This is a genomic window from Sphingobacterium sp. GW821-FHT03E03, assembly GCF_059420745.1.
In genome coordinates this window covers 72,949-90,595 of record NZ_JBWKUH010000015.1, presented here as the reverse complement: position 1 = coordinate 90,595, position 17,647 = coordinate 72,949, and the positions used below count along the sequence as shown (strand labels likewise).

Sequence of the window (17,647 nt, the reverse complement as noted above, 5' to 3'; positions counted from 1 at the left end):
ATTTTTTATCTTCTATTGCTGATTTATTTTATTTCTTGCATTCAGCGTGAATTCAGTTCACAAAACTGAATAGCCTTATTTTGACAATTCCAGTTCTGCTGAACATTTCAGTTTACTGGGCTGCCCCAGCAGTAGCTCCATGTGAAATGTCGGAAAGCCCGATTCATCGCAGAATTCTTTGAGATAGAATCCTTGTTTTAACCAGAATTCATGGGCTCCCTCCAAAAAAGGATGGGTGTGTAAGTAAAGTCTTTCGACCGCTTTCTCCTTGGCCACCTTTGTCAATTGACGGAAAAGTGCTGTTCCAAGTCCAGAACGACGGTAATCGGGGTCGACAAAAAGACGCGCGACCTCGACAGTCTTCCGGGCGTCTAAATCTAGATGCGGAAAACGATAGTCATAAGCGAGCATACCGATCACACCAACCAATTTTCCGCTCTTGTCCCTTGCCTGTAGAAATGTTCCAGTTTGTCCATCCAGATACAGCTGTTTAAAGTCCAGCAAATCTCTGGGAATCTTTTGCGGGTCAAGCATGGGAAACAGCTGTTTCCGAAATTCAATAACATAAGGTAACACCGTTTCCAGATCCTGAACAGTGACTGTACTTATTGCAATATTTCTGATTGAATCTGTCCTTTGCATGTCTATTTTATTCATACTATTTTCGTTTTTAGCGTCCATACCGCCACTAGGATCTGTACCTTATTCGCACATTGTTTACAGCCTTTATAGCTTATTATTTACGCCTTCCAGTTCAAGGGATTTTATCGAAGTCCAGTCATGTGTATGAAGCATAGGTGCAAACATCCATTTCCCTTGGTTTTCCAAACTGATCAATGGTAACTCATAGGTCTGTTCCAATACTTTCCGAACCTGCTCTCTATTCATCCCTTGTAGATCCACCAGTGTATTGTCCTGCATCAAATAAAAGTGGTCGCCAAAAAGATAGGCCATATTGGGGTCGTGCATAACACAGAGCACTGTTGTTCCCTCCTTGACCAGTTCCTTAGCGGTCTGCAAAACGGCAATCTGATATTTCAGGTCAAGATGGTTTGTCGGTTCATCCAAAAGCAACAGATCAGGCTGTTGCACCAATACCCGACAAAGCAAGACCAGCTGCCGCTCCCCACCTGACAGGGAAGTATAAGATTTATGCTTTAAATGTGCGAGATTAAATTTCTCCAGGATTGCATCCACAGCCTCAAAATCTTCACGCCGCGGCGAAAAGCGGGAGAATGATGCACGTCCTGTTAAAATAACATCTGCCACCTTAAAAGGGAAAGTTGTCTGATGAAACTGGTTTAAAAAACCCAGTTTAAGCGCATTTGATTTACCGACCTTCCAGTTTCTACGTTCCGTTTCACCGATCAATACCGATCCCTGATAGTGTTTCTCCAATCCGGCAATAACATTGAACAAAGTCGACTTACCGCTACCGTTCCGGCCAAGAATAACCGAAAGCTTTCCTTCCGGGAAGGACACATTGAGGTCCCGCAAAATAGTATCCTTACCATAGGCAAAAGATAGGTTTTTGATATGGATGGATTTGCTCATGAGTTCCAGTTAATTTCGTTCCGGCGCATCAGGTAGATAAAGAGTGGAGCACCAATAATCATTGTAAATACCCCTATTGGAATTTCGAAAGGCATGACTGCACGGGAAAAATCGTCAATCAATAACAGGAATGTCCCACCGATACTGATATTCGCCCATACGACAATATTATTGTTGGGGCCAAAAATCATGCGGCTGATATGTGGAACAATAAGTCCAAATAAGCTGATCACGCCTACCGCAGCAACAGCTGATGCGGTGATCATGGTCGCAACCCCGATCATCAGCAATTTCAAGAGTTTTGGATTCACCCCCACAGCAATTGCTTCCTGATCTCCCAATGCCAACAAATTCAATTTCCAACGCAATAAGATCAATATGATCAATCCGATCACGATCGGTAAAAAGGCGTTCTGCACTTTTGACCAGGAGGCGGTATGGAGATTTCCCATCGTCCACTGCACAATAGCCTGCAATTTATAAGGATCACTGATATATTGTAACAGGGTAAGCATCGCTGTAAATACCCCTGAAATAACCATTCCTGCCAAAACCATCCCAATGATGGATGTTTTTAAACCGGCATTTGATACAAAGTAAGTCAAGGCCACAGCACAGACACCAAAAAGAAATGCCGAAACATTGACAGACAAAAGTGGAAACAGCATGGCTAAGGCGGCACCGAAAGCAGCACCGGAAGATATTCCCAATGTAAATGGGTCTACAATAGGATTTCGAAAAATAGCTTGTAAGGTCCCTCCAGATGAGGCAAGAGCGGCACCGACCATAAAGGTCAATAAAATCCGTGGCAAACGTACTTGCCACAAAATGGTATCCATGCTGCCCATCAATAACGTCGTATCATTTCCTTTATAAAGCCCTAATTCCAACCCTATGCGTTGGCAGAGTTCAATAAAACCAATATGCTGACTTGAACCGATCAATAATGAAAGCAGGAGCAGCACTAATGGCAATATCACCAACAATAAAAGCTTTTTTAATTGAAGTATCATTGCAGAAGCCCCGCTTTACCGTATAATTTGTCAAAAGCCATTGTCATATCCTGATCGAGTTGTTCCTTGGTATAACTCGGGAAACACCAATGCCGCACCTGTTTGGCAAAGAGCATAAATTTCACGGTATGTGGATCAAAAGGAAAGGACGGTGACATCACAAATACCTGTTTATTTTTTACGGCAGGCAGTGCGGCCAATTCTTTCAAATTGTAAACATCAGAACTTTTGGAATTCCACAGAATCATGAGATCGGGATTCCACTTGTAGATCGTTTCAGCCCCTACATTTGGTACTTCCATTTCCAAGGGACAGGCATTTGCCGCCCCCGATAGGCGGATGGCCATATCGATGAGGCTACCTCTTCCCGAGGTCGAAAGTACACGTCCTTTTGACCAAGCATAATAGACCTTCTTTTGTGGTTGATCGAGCGGAGCTGCCATCTTTTTGACTTCATCTCCGACAAATTTCACAATTTCCTCAGCCCGTGCTTTCTTGTCCAAAAGCGTTCCCATTCCGATCAATTCGTTAAAGATACTGGTTTCATCTTTCGATGAAAAAGTGAAGACGGGAATACCCAAATTTTCGAGCTGTGTGATATTATCCTGATCGGTATTGAATGTCAGAACAAGATCTGGGTTCAAGCTTACGATGCTTTCTACATTATTGGCCTGACCACCAAAAGTTGGTGTAGCGATACTTTTCTGAACGATACGTGGGTCTAATTTCGATAAAAAAGCATAGGTATCCTCCATTTGATAAACTTGTTCAGGAATGCCGACCAATCGGTCACTGGCCTGTAGCATATAAACCTCATCCACCAGAGAGGGATACAGGACAACAACACGTTGTGCTGGTCGCTCCAATGTGATTTCCTTGCCGCGGCTATCCATGGCTTTCACACCATTTTTACTTGCATTGGACTGTTGGTTTTGGCAGGCTTGTGAGCATACGAGCAAGACCAGTGGCAACAGCAATGTATATATTCTAATTTTCATGCTTTCTGCTATTCTTTAGCTGCTGGCGAATCCGATTTTCAGACAGCAATATCGCTTCTTCCAATTGGACAGACGCACCATATTTCGCCGCAATTTGCTCATAGAGTCGACCATCATATGGCAAATGGAGAGACTGGAGCTGATCGACCTGGAATATCGGTAGATGTCGGTTACCGACGAAATAACCAAAATCTGCCAGTTGAACCAAATCCGAAGGGTTAAATCTGATCGCCAAGGTTCGCTTAACAGTGACGATTGCCTGCAATTCCCCATTGTGGTACAGCGCATCTCCATGATGCCACTCCTGTCCCTGCTCCAATTGCATCAGGATCGTCTTGCCAGACAAGGTATTTCTGGTCAAGCGGCGTTTATTAATTTCAAACCATTCGAGGTATACCCGATCGACCTGATCAGTGATGGTTTGGTACTGGGGCACAATGGTATCTATCGTTACAGGCAATCTATTCATTGTTATATAGGGTATGTCATTCAAACTTTGCGCTGTGATCAAGCATCGTTCCATCTGATCGTTGATCACCTTCGCGCATTTACTATTTCGCCGCAGCTACTTTCTGTTGTTCTTTTTTCAGTTGGACTTTCTCTTTTAACCAGTCACACCAGCTATCTAGGCCATCTCCATTCAAGGTACTGATTGTAATCACTTCCAGGTTTGGATTGACTTCACGGGCATCTTTTGTCACGGCATCTACGGAGAAAGGCACATAAGGTAGCAAGTCTGCTTTTGAAACAAGCATCAATTCGCTGGTCAAAAACATACGTGGGTATTTTTTTGGTTTATCATCACCTTCAGTTGTCGCCAATAAAGTAACTCTGTAGTCTTCACCTAGATCGAAAGCGGAAGGGCAAAGTAAGTTTCCGACATTTTCGATAAATAACAAATCAATACCTTCGATATCGATGTGATCCAGTGCCTGCAGAATCATTTGTGCTTCAATATGGCACATACCGCCGGTAACGATCTGCAACGCATTGATGCCAACATCGCGCATACGGATGGCATCACGTTCCGTTTCAGGGTCACCTACTAAGACTGCAATATTTAGATCTTTTGAAAGACGCTTTCCAGTCTCTTGCATCAATGTTGTTTTACCAGAACCCGGAGAAGAACATACATTAATCACACAAACATCTTTCAGTCTGTCGCGGATACTTTTGGCGACAAAATCATTTGCTTTTAATAAATGCAGGGTTGTATTTTCACATTGAACCGAACCGACACGGTTACCTAAACTTTTAGGATTTTGAGTATTGTCTGACATGATAAATGATTTTTTAATCGTGTTTAAAAATTACTTTGGAAATATAGAGTTCATTTCCTTGAACAATTGTACTCGAAGGCTGCCCACAATCGCAGACAAATCGATGAAAATGAACAGGAAAGTTCTTCTGACAGTGCTCACAATAGGCGATAATATCATTTCCCACAACCTCCATTTCCATATCCCGGTAATGGGTATTTTCGGTGATAAATGCGTCAAAAGCATTTTGAATCAGCACAGGCTGCACATTGGACAATAGTCCGGCTGTCACCTGAATTTTCTGGATATCATCCACTCTGGTCTCGTAATGCGAGGTCAAGGTCTCGAAGATATCCTTTACTATACTTAGCTCGTGCATGGGTATATTTTAAGAAATCAATAAAATAAATTTGGAAAAGAAATACGATTTTTCGTTCAATTTCCGTTAAGCATGAAAGCTCAAAATCGCTAAAATGGGATTTTTATTTGCTCAAAAAGCAGGAACCGTGCTATGGGAATAGGTTCAATATCCAAAATATGCAGATAACGGTAGTCGTTCTGCAATGCTGAAGGCCGTAATTCATACCAAAGCAAATCGACGATAACTACCCAGCGGTCTGTTAACCAATCCTGATTGATCTCGACGTCCAATTCGGCGATAGATTGCAGCGATGGATATAAAGGATCTAAATCTGGATTATCTATTTTTAGCAGGGTGGAACGGGGGAAATCAGCTTTATTTGGTTCAGTTTTTAGGGAAGAAATCTCGCGGTGAAAACTATCACTTTTCGGTACAATACTGTTTGCATTTAAACTTTTAAATGAAACAAACAGAACTGTAATTAGAAAAATAAAGTGCTTCCACATAGCTGCAAACTAACAAAGTATCAAGTTTCCCTTTGAAAACAACACAAAGTTACTACCGATCAAACAACAAAAAGTAGCACAAATCTTGAATTTTATTTCACAAAATAGGAAAAGCCCAAAGAAAATTCCATAATTCTTCATATATTAAATTAAAATTTGGTTAAAGCGAGATTAAAATGATCTTAGAGGCATAAATTGATGATTTTGGCACAAAAAATTAAAACAATTTTAAGAGATTATAATCATCGTCCATGGCCTATACCAACTAGCCCCTGGCGTTACTATCAGGAATGGCTTGATCTACTTTTTTTACATTTTCAAGTCGATTATGATCTACTCCGGCCACTAGTTCCTGTCGAATTGCAAATCGATCAGCACGAAGGTCTATGTTATGTATCTTTGGTTGCTTTCAAAATGAAAAATATCCGTCCCAGAAATTTGCCTGCATTCCCACCCATCTCGGACTTCTATGAGATCAATGTACGCACCTATATCGATCAGGATGGTAAAAAGGGTGTTTATTTTATCCATATTGAAGCAAGTAAATTCTTATCCGCATTAGTGGCAAAAAAGTTGTCGGGTCTACCTTACGAAAAGTCCTCCATGCTGAGGAATACACAAGGGTATCATAATCTCAATAAAGAAAGGGGCTTTAGGTTGAAAACGATCTTTGAGGTGACCGATGAGATTAAAATAAAATCCAGCCTTGACACCTGGCTTACCGAACGCTATTGCCTTTACCTGAACCAACGCGATGGAATATATCGTTTCGACATTCACCATCCGGAATGGCCCTTGTTTTCAGTGCAGCTGCAAGAATGCCAGTTGAACTATAAAGCTGGTGATATTCATCTCCATAACGAAAATATTGCACTTATACACTATTCTCCAGGTGTACAAGTACTTGCTTGGAAGGCCAAAGCAATTCATCCGGCCTTTTGATCACATTGAACTCAATAGTCATTTCTTCAATTTACCTTTCCTCTGAGAGAGTAGTTTAGAAAGATATTTATTCCAAACCAAAAAAAGGGTAAAATTCCACTAAAAAGCCTTTTAGCGGAATTTTACCCCTCCTATGCCCTAGCCTCTAAGAAACAAATGCTTCCATTTTAAGACAGATGTATGAGTATGGGCACTAAGTTGAACTATTGCAGCTCAAGCAAATTATCTGTGTAAATCAAAACGATCCAATTCCATCACTTTATTCCAGGCAGCGACAAAATCCTTAGCGAACTTTTCTTTCGCATCAGCACTACCATAGATTTCAGCAACAGCTCTTAATTCAGCGTTAGAACCAAATACCAGATCTGCGCGTCCAGCAACCCATTTCTTTGCGCCCGTTTTACGGTCCGTTCCTTCAAACAGTTCCCGATCTTGCGAAACTGCTGTCCAAGCTGTCCCCATATCCAATAGGTTCACAAAAAAGTCATTGGTCAACTGTCCAGGGCGCTCCGTCATCACACCTGTCTGAGAGCCATCAAAATTAGCTTGTAATACACGCATACCACCGATTAAAACGGTCAATTCCGGAACAGATAAAGTCAGTAATTGTGCTTTATCAATCAATAATGATTCTGTGGAAACTGTGTAGGAACCTTTACGATAGTTTCTAAAACCATCAGCAATAGGTTCTAGATATCCCATTGATTCTACATCCGTCTGTTCTTGAGAAGCATCCATGCGTCCCGGATTAAACGGAACCTTTAGCGCATGTCCACCAGCTCTTGCTCCCTGTTCGATTGCTGCTGCACCGGCAAGGACAATTAAATCAGCCAACGATACTTTTTTACCACCTTGTTGTTTACCATTAAAATCCTGTTGGATCTGCTCTAGTACAGTTAGCACTTTTTGCAATTGCGTCGGGTTATTAACCTGCCAATAACGTTGTGGCGCCAAGCGAAGACGGGCTCCATTTGCTCCACCACGCATATCCGACCCCCGGAATGTCGAAGCCGAAGCCCATGCCGTAGTCACCAACTCTGCGATACTAAGCCCTGAAGCCAAAATAGTCAATTTTAAGCCTTCAACATCGTGTTCATCGACCAATACATGGTCTACAGCTGGAATAGGGTCTTGCCATAACAATTCTTCGCTAGGCACCTCAGCTCCAAGATAACGTTCACGTGGACCTAGATCACGGTGTGTTAATTTAAACCAAGCGCGTGAGAAAGCATCCGCGAAAGCATCCTGATCTTCATAGAATTTACGGGAAATCTTTTCGTAAACAGGATCAAAACGTAAGGACAGATCCGTTGTCAACATCGTAGGTCTACGTTTTTTATTGGGGTCAAAAGGATCAGGAATACTTGAATCAGCCCCTTTTGCCACCCATTGGTGCGCGCCAGCGGGACTTTTTGTGAGTTCCCATTCATTTTCAAAAAGATTCTTAAAAAAGAGGTTAGTCCATTCGGTCGGTTTTTGAGTCCAGATAACTTCCAAACCACTGGTAATGGCATCTGTACCTACCCCAGTACCGTAACTGCTTCTCCATCCGAGCCCCTGCTGTTCAATCCCTGCAGCTTCGGGTTCCTTACCAACATTATCGGCGGGTCCGGCACCATGTGTTTTTCCAAAAGTGTGTCCTCCGGCGATTAGCGCAACAGTTTCCTCGTCATCCATCGCCATACGACCAAAAGTGTCCCTAATATCTTTTGCTGCTGCAATAGGGTCCGGATTTCCATCTGGTCCCTCTGGATTCACATAGATCAATCCCATCTGTACAGCTGCCAAAGGTTTTTCGAGATTGCGTGAATGTTGTTTGCCATCAGCATTATCATCCGCTGATAAAACACCATGCGATTCAACCACACCTTCAGAACCATGTGCATAACGTACATCACCACCTAGCCAGGTTTTTTCCGATCCCCAATAGACATCCAATTCCGGTTCAAAAGCATCCACACGTCCCCCCGAAAAGCCAAAAGTTTTAAATCCCATTGATTCCAGCGCAACATTTCCCGTTAGGATCAATAAATCTGCCCACGAAATATTCTTACCATATTTTTGTTTGATCGGCCACAACAGTCGACGCGCCTTATCCAAGCTCACATTGTCTGGCCAACTATTCAAAGGTGCAAAACGCTGCTGCCCCGAACCTGCACCACCGCGACCATCACTTACACGATAGGTTCCTGCACTATGCCAGGCCATCCGAATAAATAGGGGACCATAATGTCCAAAATCTGCCGGCCACCAATCCTGTGAATCTGTCATCAATACATGTAAATCTCTCTTAACGGCTTCCAGATCCAATTGTTTGAAAGCTTCAGCATAATCAAAACCTTCATCCATTGGATTTGATTTCGTCGCATGCTGTCTCAAAAGATCCACACGAAGTCTATTTGGCCACCAATCTTGATTTTGGGTTCCCCCTCCCGCAACGGCGTTGCGCATAGTTCCATTGTGAAATGGGCATTTGCTAATGTCTTTTTCGTTGTTGTCCATATTAAAAGAAAGTTTATTTATATAATACCTTAAATGATCAAATTGTTTGACTTTTACCTTCATAAAATTAAACAAATACAGTATCCCCTGCTCATCGAATGATTCGATACAATATAATCAAAATCTATAAATAGAACTAAACATTATAAAAACAAACAGTTACAACGAACACAAGACGCCATCGATTCCGACCGTCCACAACAATTTTAAAAACAAAAAGCACATTTTTTTTATTCTACTATATAGATAGAACTAAGCATCCATTTGTCATGGGGGAATTATCCACATACCTGGTCAGTGCATTTATTGGCATTAGTCTGGCTGCGGCAACAGGTTTCCGAATTTTTATGCCTCTGTTTTTGCTCAGCCTAGGCTGTCGTCTGGAATTATTTCAGGTAGGTAATGAATGGGCTTGGGCAGGTTCCAATTTGGTGCTGATCACCACAAGCATCGCGATGGTTATCGAAGTTGCCGCTTACTACATACCCCTTGTTGACAATATTCTGGATACCATTTCCATTCCTTTGGCAACGATTGCGGGAACATTACTATTTGCGGTGCAGTTTACAGATATTTCTCCGTTTTTCCGCTGGTCAGCGGCCATTATCGCCGGCGGGGGAACTGCGGCGGCGATCAGTACAGTACTGGCTGGTACAAGAGCTGCTTCTTCCATCGGTACTGCGGGTCTTGGCAATTTTATCATTTCGACCATGGAGACCATTGGTTCCTCCGTCTTGACCATTCTGGCCATATTCGTTCCTTTTATGGCTATTTTGGTGGTTTTCGCCTTATTCTATTTCTTCGGGAAGTTTGGAAAAAAACAATTGCAAAAGAAGCTCAAAAAAACATAAAAAAGGAAAGTGTCCAAAAATAAAAGCTCCCTTAACATTGCGTATTCGAAAAGAGATTATAGGGAGGGCGCCAACTAAATTAAAGAAAAAGGGGTTGTCCACAATGCAGACACCCCTTTTTCTATGCGCTATAAAAGCGTTACAATCCGTCAAACCTAGTCTATGATAACTTCTTGTGGCCTTTTTACCTTGTCAAGATCCTTAGGAAGAATGACTGTTAGTACCCCGTCTTCAAAACTGGCATGTACGTTATCTGTAAGCACCTGTTCATTTAATTGAAATTCACGCTCAAATGCAGTGCCCAAATGCTCCTTATAGATATAAGCTGTCGCATCGTTACTATTTTCTGTACAGGAAATCGTTAAAATCCCTTCATTTATACTGACCTGGAACTGTTCTTTCTTCCGGCCAGCAGAAAATACCTGCACTTCGTAGAACTCAGAATTTTCGGAAATATTTACGGGAACAAATTGCTGTCCTTCTCCGCGCTGCCTTGCTTCGCCTTCAAAAAAATGTTGTTGAAATTTTTCAAAACGGTCTTTGAAATGTTGACCGCAAAATCTATTTTGATTTGAATATCCGCTGGAATAATGATCTCTTTTAAACATGTCTTTATTTTTTTAATAATGAATATTGTGTATTGCGCAATGAGCAGTCCAAGGGACTTCATTATTGCCGCTATTTATGTTATTTGGTTTTCTACCAAGTCCTGATATTAATATACCGGAACAATTGTCACATTCTTAACCCGTTGTTGTTTGTATAAAGGAACGATTGCACTATTCGTCCTCGACGCACTGTACATTCCGGGGTGAATCGGAGCCTTGTCCATTTTAAATGAACGCATTTCTCTCCTGCGCATTTTGGCCATTGCAAAGCTTCCTATTCCGAATAAAATCGTTGCAACCAACAACAGCTTAAAGATCGCTCCCATAATCAAGCTGGCTAAACCCACTATTACCGTCAATGCAATCAAGCGGGGTAATATAAATCGAATTTTATTTTTCATTTTTTCTTTAATTTAATTGTTCTTTAAACCCAAAATCTGTCAATCCACTTATTGGTAATCCTATTCGTTATTCGATATACTTCTTTCGTTGTCAATTTCTCAACCCGTATCATTATTTTATATCGCTAATAACAGATCATCGCGTCCTGTCATTACCTTTACAGTGTTTCTTCAGCTCTTGGCATAAAAAAAGGCGCCTTTATAGAAGAAGACGCCTGTATCAGGTTTTTACTTTAAAAAATTTACTTTTTTTTTCAGAATCCACATCGTCCGTTAAAACGACGTTTCCATTCCTCACGCAAGCGCTCCCTTTCCTCTTCCGAAAGATCTTCATGGCGGCCCATATCAGGGGGAAAATTTTTACGGAACCCGCCCCTTCCCGGCTTACCAAATCCACGTCCAAATAGAATCCGTGATAGCACAAACAAGCCAAACGCCTGCCAATACGTGATTGCCTTCAAATTGAAAATATCACACATCAATGTATTCCACAGATATTGCAACAAGGCTACCAGCAAAAAAACGCCAATGATAATGGCAACAAACACAAAAGCAAATTTACCTTTTCCTTGTCTTCTCATTCTTCTATTCATAGCTTTATTTTTAAAATTTTAATTCTTCATACAAGTTCCGCAAACGTAAACGCAGATGTTTTACAGCATAGCCCTTTCTGCTTATTATCGTTTTCAGATTTTCATTTTCCATGTCGGCAATCTCCTGCAAGGTTTTATCTTCAATTTCATTAAGCATAAAAACCCGACGTTGTTTTTCGGGCAATTCTTCGAGGGCTTTCATCAATTCATCCCAAAAAATATCTTTGAATAATTTAAGTTCAGGGTTGTTCGAATCATCGGCCAGCAGAAACTGACGTATCGGAAAGGCCGTATCCACTTCCTCTCCATCCGCCATTAAATCATCAAGTGACTCATCTTTCTTTTTTCGATAACTATCTGTAATCTTGTTTCGCGTTACAGCATACAACCATGCCACAGCATTTTCCAGTTCGTCCATATTGGTCAAACGACTGAATTGATACCAGACCTCCTGCAAGATATCCTCGGCATCTTCCGTTTTTTTGACCTTTCCTTTTACAAAACGCAGCAATTGACTTCCATAAGTCTTGACGATGTCTGTAAATGATCTGGAGTTTTTTTCTGCCATATGATTTTGGTATGCAATGTCCATAATTACATAGACGAACCAACAAAGCTTTTACTCTAAATTATTTTCAGCTGTGATGGAACTATCAGATTTATTCATCGTCTGTATTTTTTAAGCGACATTCATGAGCTCAATCGTTCGATTCATCCGGCGTAAAGAAATCATGATGGTTACATGAACATACAGGTTGTTGTTTAAATAGGATTACTTGCGTTTATCCTGGACAACCTTTCCTTTGTCTGTAATAAAGATAAAACGATAATTTGGGAAATTACGGATTATTTTCTTCCCTTCTTTTTCACCCAGTACCATAATGGAAGTACTCAGGGCATTGGCTATTTCTGCCGACGGTCCATAAATTGTTACCGAAGTCAGTCCCGTAGCTGGATATCCGGTGATGGGATTAATAATATGGGAATAACGTTTTCCATTGATTTCGGCATATTTTTCATAGCTGCCTGAGGTAGCGACTGCCATTTCATTTAGACGAAGAACCTGGACCATCTGATGTGATTTGAAGGGGTTGTTCACCCCAATCTTCCAGGGCTCACCATTTGGTTGGCTACCCCAGGTAGATAGATCCCCGGAAGCATTGACGATTCCGGCAGTGGTTCCACAGGCTTTCATGATCTCCCTTCCCCGATCGGCGGCATAGCCCTTCCCGATCGAGCCAAAGCCAATCTTCATGCCCGGAAGTTCCAAGAAAATAGTCGAAGCAGCACTATCCAAAACAATATGTTTATAGCCAACTTTGGCAACCGAATTTCTGATCGCATCCTCAGAAGGCATTGTATCCATGCTGCCATCAAACTTCCATATTTTATCTAAAGCGACAATGCTAATATCAAAGGCTCCTTGTGAATTCCGGCTGTATTGAATTGCCCTTTTGGTCAGGTCAAATACTTCCCGATCAACTTTAACAGGTTTAATCCCCGCATTGCGGTTGACCTCCGAAATCTGTGTATATGGACGCCACTCCGAAATCAGGTTTTCGATACGTTCAATCTCTGCGATGACTTCGACAATATGCTGGTTGGCCTTTACGCTATCCTGATCAACTAGGGTGATCTCAAAAACAGAGCCCATAAGGGTCACCTGTTTTTTAAGCGTTACCTGTGAAAAACCGTTAGCGGCGGCTATCAACCAAAGTATTGAAATCAGTAGATATTGCTTATAATAATTCATTACACATTGTCAAAATAAATGATGGCATAAGATTGTTTGTTTAATAACAATCTGTCAGAATCTGACCTTTTTCTTTGTAGATGTTGATCGATTTGCCTGTACTTACCAGCAGTATCTCGTTTAAAGTTGCTTCGACATCCTGTTGCATACGAAGTGAACCACACAATAAGATACAGCCCTGCTGTTCGAGCAATTCAACAAAGTACGTACCGTCCTGACGGATCAGATCCATCACATACTGCCCCTGCTGTTCCCGTGAAAAAGCCAGCTGTACATCGTTCAGCTGTCCCAGTTTTTTTTGTTCATCGGTAAATTCCAGATATTGTGCCGTCATCTCGTTGTTCTTGCGGAAGCCTGCATAGAGCTTGACAGGTATTTTATGCTGATTTTCTGCAATCATACCCAAAAATGGTGCAATACCGGTTCCATTTGCAATCAATGCTACAGCGGGTGCTGTCTTGGGAAAATGAAAACTTGGGTTGGCCATGACACGCGCCTCCAGAACCTGATCGGCTTTTAGCTGATATAGAAATCCCGAGCCAAAACCATCAGGAAATAGCTTGACGACTAATTGAACCATTCCATCCTTGCATCCAATGGAATAGAAACGTTCCCGTTGATCCTGCGCCGGATAGATGGCCAACAAATCTCCGGACTGTACTTTCATTTTTCCAAGTGGCTTTAATAAAAGTGTAAAGGTACTGTTGCTCTCCGAAACAGTTGATCGGGCAATCACTTTAAATTTCTTCAATCCAACAACTTTGGAGCTGTATATCGCTGGAGCAGAAGCTAAGGCAATATTGGTATGTTCACTCCAATGATGTACCCATGAGATCAGTTCATCAACACTTTTGTCATTGACTGTATGTGGGTCTATCAGTCGGGAGGCCCATGTTTGCTGACTGAGCAACTTGTCTATCGCATATGCATAGGCACAGAAATCAGGGTATGCTTTCGATCCAAAACCGAGAACAGAGAAATTAATCGACTGCTGCTGTGGATAGGCCAATAGCTTTTTCTCAAACTGAGTCGCATTGGAAGGCGCTGTTCCTAGACCGTAGGTGGACGTAAACAGCAAAAGATGTTTTGCTTTTGGAAAATACTGATAGTGGTTCATGCCAAGCAACAGCGATTTTTTACCATCAGCCAACAGCTGTTTGTGAATCTGATTGGCAAAAAACAAGGTACTTCCATTTTCAGTACCTACCAGAATAATAATTTCAGCGTCGGCTGCCTTATACTTATTCTTAATCTTTGTTCTTGTACGTTTGAAGGTAATGACAAAACCTGTATAAATAAAAAACACAATATTCAGTGATGCAAGCCCCAAAATTATGGCCCATATCATATTGGTTTTACCGGTGTGAAGATCGAGCGAAAATTGTTCTGCAAGTGCAGTAAAGGGATACTTGACCTCTTTATGTAGGGCACCATTCAATTGATTTACGGTCAACTCCCGGTCTTTCAGTTTGAGGACATAATATTCGTCAGGATCTCCTTCCATAAAAGGAAACTCCACCTTCACGACATCGTTAAGCTTCGTTTTTTTAAAGATCGAAAAATCTGCTATCGCCAGTTCCTCGGTCTCATTTTCCTTCACTGGATATTCAACCGTTTGGTTTGTCTTCTTTAACAGTTCGATTCGGACCATAAATAAATAGGTCCCCGTCAAAGCCAAAATTAAAATGGGTATCAGAAACAACCGCCCTGATACAACATGAAAATACTGTGCTAAGAAATCCCGATTGATCTTGGCAAAGAAATGTCGAACGTCCTGTTGACGTTTGATAATCAACACTAAACCAGAGATTGTAATCAAAAATAGTAGAAAAGAAGCGATGCCAATAATGATTCGGCCTGTTACCTTTAAGAATAAGGAACGATGCAGTGCTGTAGTCCATTGAACAAACTCTGTTTTGTTCTTTTGTGCACCCAGATATTTGCCGGTTTGCGGGTCAATATACCCTTTTACAGTATTTCCCTCAGCATCTATGGCGTCAATGCTCACAAATTGATTGTGGTCGACCGAAATTTCAATAATTTCGGGATAAACCTTTCGCAGACCGGTAATGGTCTGCGAAAGATCCAAAGAATCTATATTTTCCATTCGATAGGGTGGTATTTTTTCATTGACGGCGTCAATGGCCAAAATTACTCCCGTGACCGATAATAATAGTAAAAAAACAGAAGAAACAAGAGCTAAGGCTAAATGTGCATACCTCCAGACAGATACCAACATTTTTTCTTATTGTACTTTATTTAATTTGACAAGCTTAATGTATCCCTTACCATTTGCTTTTTCAGTAATAGCTTCTTTTGTTAATGGGATTTCTACATCTGCAGTATGATATTTCTGTTCTTCTACAGCGGATTCAAAGCGAAGTTTATACCCTTTGTTGAATTTAGACTCATCAATTTCCAATGTACGCATCGCACGGTCACCACCACCAACAGAAGCACCAGTCACTGCGCTCAGCTTTTCTTTGGTTTTAGCCTGAAATTTATACCATTCTTTCAATGTGTTATACCATTGTTTATCTGGTCCCAATACGGAGAGTGTTTTTTCGTATGCTCCCTTCGGGTTTATGAGTGAAATAACGACATAAGCTCCTTCTCCTTGATAGGCGTTCATTTGAATCATACATTTATACTTACCCGTTTGGGCAAATGTGCTGACAGAAACTGCAGAAAACAAAAGTGTGATTAGCGCGATTTTAATTATAGTATTCATCTTATTATTTTAAAAAGTCCAACTGTACATTTCCTTTTGACAAAAAGTCATTTTCTTTGGCCAAATCGTATGCGGTTTCATCAAATTCGGTTTTCAGTTCTTTTTTTGCTCCTAAAGCGACCAATCTCTTCAATAATGAATCGTCTTTGGCAATCAAAGCAGCTTTATGTAGTGCAGTGGTTCCTTCTTTATCCTGTGCATTGATGTCTACCCCCAATTCGCTTGCTTTCTGGATCAAGTTTGCATTTTCCCGGGCTATAGCCAAATGATAGAGTGTACTACCATTTTTCTGTGGTGCGACAACATCCAATCCGCCAGCTTTAAGCACGCCCAATTTTTCTTTAAAATCATCTACCTGTGGGCTATTGGATTGCGCCCCCTGTTGTGGGCGTCCACCTTGCGGTGCTTCTCTAAAAGAATTGAACCAGTAAACAGCTAAGTTATTACCGTCTTTATCCAATAGTTTGGTATCAGCACCGTTTTTAATTAAGAGTGCTGCGACCTCAGCTGTACCATTACCCACTGCTTTGGTCAATGCGGATTCACCTTTTTCATTCACCGCATTCACGTTCTTCGCTTTGGAAAGCAGCAGTTCTACTAATTTCGCGTCCTTGCCATTCGCCGCAACCATAAGGGCTGTATTGCCCTCGTTATCTGCTTTTGCAACATCAACCCCTTTTTCTAAAAAGTAATTGATCACCGTCATATCTGGGCGACGCACCAAGACATGCATTAAAGTCGCACCGTCTTTATTAATAGCTTTAGGATCCAATTTTAGTTTCTCTACCAAATAGGTATAGGTCTCCAGTCCATTCGATGCTTGTCTGGATCCTTGCGTAGCAAAAAACAACGCATTGTTTGTCGGTTTTACACCACGGGCAATAAACTTTTCGACCAACGGCATGTTACCTAATTTCGCTGCATAATCCGTGACAACGCGGCCGTACTCATCTTTATCTTGTATAGAAAGCCCCTTCTTGATAAAGTAATCTGTCAATGCAAGATCTTTATCAGCAGAAGCCGCCAGCATCATTAACGTGGCTCCACCTTCATATTTTTGTTTCGGATTTACTCCTGCTTTAAACAAAGCGTCATAAACAGCGGTATTGGTGTTTCCTGTCGACGCAGCATAGGCAATGATTGGGTAGCCATGGCTATCCTGATAGTTCACATCGGAACCTTTTGCAATGAGATAGTCCACCAATTCAGCATTCCCACTTGAAGCAGCCCAATGTAAATAACTTCGACTATGGTGTGTTTTCTTAGTCACACTATTTCCTTCTTGTTCGATCATGAATTTGACAACATCAGTCGGGGCTCCATTTAGGATTGCCATCGTTACAGGATCAAAAGATGCCGCATTTGGTTGTGAAGGACTATTTCCTTTTGTAATCTCTTCCTTAACGGTAGCCAAAGTAGGTTTACCTTTCCAAAACTCACCATTCATCAATGAATTTGTCTGTGCCTGGGCATAAGATGCCGCTAAAAGTAAAGCTGCTAAAAGTGTCTTTTTCATTAGAACGTATTTTTTATGGATAATGAAGTTATCATAAGTAATCGCTATTTCGCGCTATC

19 protein-coding genes are annotated in these 17,647 nt (G+C 41.4%); 2 read left to right on the top strand and 17 right to left on the bottom strand.

The annotated features are described in order from the left end of the window. Positions 1-75: 75 nt before the first annotated feature. From AC07UV_RS16735 to AC07UV_RS16700, 8 genes are all read right to left on the bottom strand, one after another. Positions 76-657 carry a GNAT family N-acetyltransferase gene (locus tag AC07UV_RS16735; RefSeq protein WP_282255580.1) on the bottom strand — a complete coding sequence of 194 codons (582 nt, stop codon included), beginning with the start codon at positions 655-657 and terminating at the stop codon, positions 76-78. A 69-nt stretch (positions 658-726) separates the two neighbouring features. Then, positions 727-1,554: an ABC transporter ATP-binding protein gene (locus tag AC07UV_RS16730; RefSeq protein WP_282255581.1), complete on the bottom strand. Its 828-nt coding sequence runs from the start codon at positions 1,552-1,554 to the stop codon at positions 727-729. Continuing rightward, complete coding sequence (locus AC07UV_RS16725; protein ID WP_282255582.1) at positions 1,551-2,567, bottom strand: FecCD family ABC transporter permease; 1,017 nt, start codon at positions 2,565-2,567, stop codon at positions 1,551-1,553. The genes AC07UV_RS16730 and AC07UV_RS16725 overlap by 4 nt, the downstream gene beginning before the upstream one ends. Next, positions 2,564-3,565: an ABC transporter substrate-binding protein gene (locus AC07UV_RS16720; protein ID WP_495184574.1), complete on the bottom strand. Its 1,002-nt coding sequence runs from the start codon at positions 3,563-3,565 to the stop codon at positions 2,564-2,566. The genes AC07UV_RS16725 and AC07UV_RS16720 overlap by 4 nt, the downstream gene beginning before the upstream one ends. After that, positions 3,555-4,034, bottom strand: a complete 480-nt coding sequence (locus AC07UV_RS16715; RefSeq protein ID WP_282255584.1) for an urease accessory protein UreE — start codon at positions 4,032-4,034, stop codon at positions 3,555-3,557. Before AC07UV_RS16715 ends, AC07UV_RS16720 begins: the two co-directional genes overlap by 11 nt. Before the next feature lie 82 nt (positions 4,035-4,116). Continuing rightward, a complete protein-coding gene (hypB, locus tag AC07UV_RS16710) occupies positions 4,117-4,845 on the bottom strand; it encodes a hydrogenase nickel incorporation protein HypB (RefSeq protein ID WP_120258501.1) in 729 nt (242 codons plus the stop codon). A gap of 13 nt (positions 4,846-4,858) precedes the next feature. After that, the gene (locus AC07UV_RS16705; protein WP_495184573.1) at positions 4,859-5,203 is read right to left on the bottom strand and encodes a hydrogenase maturation nickel metallochaperone HypA/HybF; all 345 of its coding nucleotides are present in this window, start codon (positions 5,201-5,203) and stop codon (positions 4,859-4,861) included. Positions 5,204-5,292: 89 nt separating this feature from the next. Further along, positions 5,293-5,691, bottom strand: a complete 399-nt coding sequence (locus AC07UV_RS16700) for a hypothetical protein (protein ID WP_282255586.1) — start codon at positions 5,689-5,691, stop codon at positions 5,293-5,295. 204 nt (positions 5,692-5,895) lie between these two features. Between AC07UV_RS16700 and AC07UV_RS16695 the strand changes: the two genes are divergently transcribed. Further along, a complete protein-coding gene (locus AC07UV_RS16695; protein ID WP_282255587.1) occupies positions 5,896-6,633 on the top strand; it encodes a YqjF family protein in 738 nt (245 codons plus the stop codon). Between the two features lie 222 nt (positions 6,634-6,855). On the opposite strand, the gene katG is transcribed toward AC07UV_RS16695, so the two are convergent. Beyond that, positions 6,856-9,135, bottom strand: coding sequence for a catalase/peroxidase HPI (gene katG / locus AC07UV_RS16690; protein WP_495184572.1), 2,280 nt, complete (start codon positions 9,133-9,135; stop codon positions 6,856-6,858). Positions 9,136-9,404: 269 nt separating this feature from the next. Here katG and AC07UV_RS16685 point away from each other — a divergent pair, with 269 nt between their 5' ends. After that, complete coding sequence (locus AC07UV_RS16685) at positions 9,405-9,986, top strand: DUF4126 domain-containing protein (RefSeq protein ID WP_495184571.1); 582 nt, start codon at positions 9,405-9,407, stop codon at positions 9,984-9,986. A gap of 155 nt (positions 9,987-10,141) precedes the next feature. On the opposite strand, the gene AC07UV_RS16680 is transcribed toward AC07UV_RS16685, so the two are convergent. The 8 genes from AC07UV_RS16680 to AC07UV_RS16645 all read right to left on the bottom strand — a co-directional run bounded on the left by AC07UV_RS16680 (position 10,142) and on the right by AC07UV_RS16645 (position 17,588). Then, positions 10,142-10,594: an Hsp20/alpha crystallin family protein gene (locus tag AC07UV_RS16680; protein WP_495184570.1), complete on the bottom strand. Its 453-nt coding sequence runs from the start codon at positions 10,592-10,594 to the stop codon at positions 10,142-10,144. Positions 10,595-10,701: 107 nt separating this feature from the next. Next, the gene (locus AC07UV_RS16675; protein ID WP_495184569.1) at positions 10,702-10,995 is read right to left on the bottom strand and encodes a hypothetical protein; all 294 of its coding nucleotides are present in this window, start codon (positions 10,993-10,995) and stop codon (positions 10,702-10,704) included. Positions 10,996-11,249: 254 nt separating this feature from the next. After that, positions 11,250-11,588, bottom strand: coding sequence for a hypothetical protein (locus AC07UV_RS16670; RefSeq protein WP_223578460.1), 339 nt, complete (start codon positions 11,586-11,588; stop codon positions 11,250-11,252). Positions 11,589-11,598: 10 nt separating this feature from the next. After that, positions 11,599-12,156: an RNA polymerase sigma factor gene (locus tag AC07UV_RS16665; protein ID WP_495184568.1), complete on the bottom strand. Its 558-nt coding sequence runs from the start codon at positions 12,154-12,156 to the stop codon at positions 11,599-11,601. Positions 12,157-12,360: 204 nt separating this feature from the next. Continuing rightward, on the bottom strand, positions 12,361-13,341 hold the full coding sequence (locus AC07UV_RS16660) for an FAD:protein FMN transferase (RefSeq protein ID WP_495184567.1): 981 nt from the start codon (positions 13,339-13,341) through the stop codon (positions 12,361-12,363). A gap of 40 nt (positions 13,342-13,381) precedes the next feature. Continuing rightward, positions 13,382-15,580, bottom strand: coding sequence for a PepSY domain-containing protein (locus AC07UV_RS16655; RefSeq protein WP_495184566.1), 2,199 nt, complete (start codon positions 15,578-15,580; stop codon positions 13,382-13,384). Between the two features lie 6 nt (positions 15,581-15,586). Next, the gene (locus AC07UV_RS16650; RefSeq protein ID WP_104382750.1) at positions 15,587-16,072 is read right to left on the bottom strand and encodes a DUF2271 domain-containing protein; all 486 of its coding nucleotides are present in this window, start codon (positions 16,070-16,072) and stop codon (positions 15,587-15,589) included. A 4-nt stretch (positions 16,073-16,076) separates the two neighbouring features. Beyond that, positions 16,077-17,588, bottom strand: coding sequence for an ankyrin repeat domain-containing protein (locus AC07UV_RS16645; protein ID WP_495184565.1), 1,512 nt, complete (start codon positions 17,586-17,588; stop codon positions 16,077-16,079). Positions 17,589-17,647: the final 59 nt, after the last annotated feature.

Coding starts and splice junctions, on each gene's coding strand:
- AC07UV_RS16735 (WP_282255580.1), bottom strand. CDS start 657: ATGAATAAAATAGACATGCAAAGGACAGATTCAATCAGAAATATTGCA.
- AC07UV_RS16730 (WP_282255581.1), bottom strand. CDS start 1,554: ATGAGCAAATCCATCCATATCAAAAACCTATCTTTTGCCTATGGTAAG.
- AC07UV_RS16725 (WP_282255582.1), bottom strand. CDS start 2,567: ATGATACTTCAATTAAAAAAGCTTTTATTGTTGGTGATATTGCCATTA.
- AC07UV_RS16720 (WP_495184574.1), bottom strand. CDS start 3,565: ATGAAAATTAGAATATATACATTGCTGTTGCCACTGGTCTTGCTCGTA.
- AC07UV_RS16715 (WP_282255584.1), bottom strand. CDS start 4,034: ATGAATAGATTGCCTGTAACGATAGATACCATTGTGCCCCAGTACCAA.
- hypB (WP_120258501.1), bottom strand. CDS start 4,845: ATGTCAGACAATACTCAAAATCCTAAAAGTTTAGGTAACCGTGTCGGT.
- AC07UV_RS16705 (WP_495184573.1), bottom strand. CDS start 5,203: ATGCACGAGCTAAGTATAGTAAAGGATATCTTCGAGACCTTGACCTCG.
- AC07UV_RS16700 (WP_282255586.1), bottom strand. CDS start 5,691: ATGTGGAAGCACTTTATTTTTCTAATTACAGTTCTGTTTGTTTCATTT.
- katG (WP_495184572.1), bottom strand. CDS start 9,135: ATGGACAACAACGAAAAAGACATTAGCAAATGCCCATTTCACAATGGA.
- AC07UV_RS16685 (WP_495184571.1), top strand. CDS start 9,405: ATGGGGGAATTATCCACATACCTGGTCAGTGCATTTATTGGCATTAGT.
- AC07UV_RS16680 (WP_495184570.1), bottom strand. CDS start 10,594: ATGTTTAAAAGAGATCATTATTCCAGCGGATATTCAAATCAAAATAGA.
- AC07UV_RS16675 (WP_495184569.1), bottom strand. CDS start 10,995: ATGAAAAATAAAATTCGATTTATATTACCCCGCTTGATTGCATTGACG.
- AC07UV_RS16670 (WP_223578460.1), bottom strand. CDS start 11,588: ATGAATAGAAGAATGAGAAGACAAGGAAAAGGTAAATTTGCTTTTGTG.
- AC07UV_RS16665 (WP_495184568.1), bottom strand. CDS start 12,156: ATGGCAGAAAAAAACTCCAGATCATTTACAGACATCGTCAAGACTTAT.
- AC07UV_RS16660 (WP_495184567.1), bottom strand. CDS start 13,341: ATGAATTATTATAAGCAATATCTACTGATTTCAATACTTTGGTTGATA.
- AC07UV_RS16655 (WP_495184566.1), bottom strand. CDS start 15,580: ATGTTGGTATCTGTCTGGAGGTATGCACATTTAGCCTTAGCTCTTGTT.
- AC07UV_RS16650 (WP_104382750.1), bottom strand. CDS start 16,072: ATGAATACTATAATTAAAATCGCGCTAATCACACTTTTGTTTTCTGCA.
- AC07UV_RS16645 (WP_495184565.1), bottom strand. CDS start 17,588: ATGAAAAAGACACTTTTAGCAGCTTTACTTTTAGCGGCATCTTATGCC.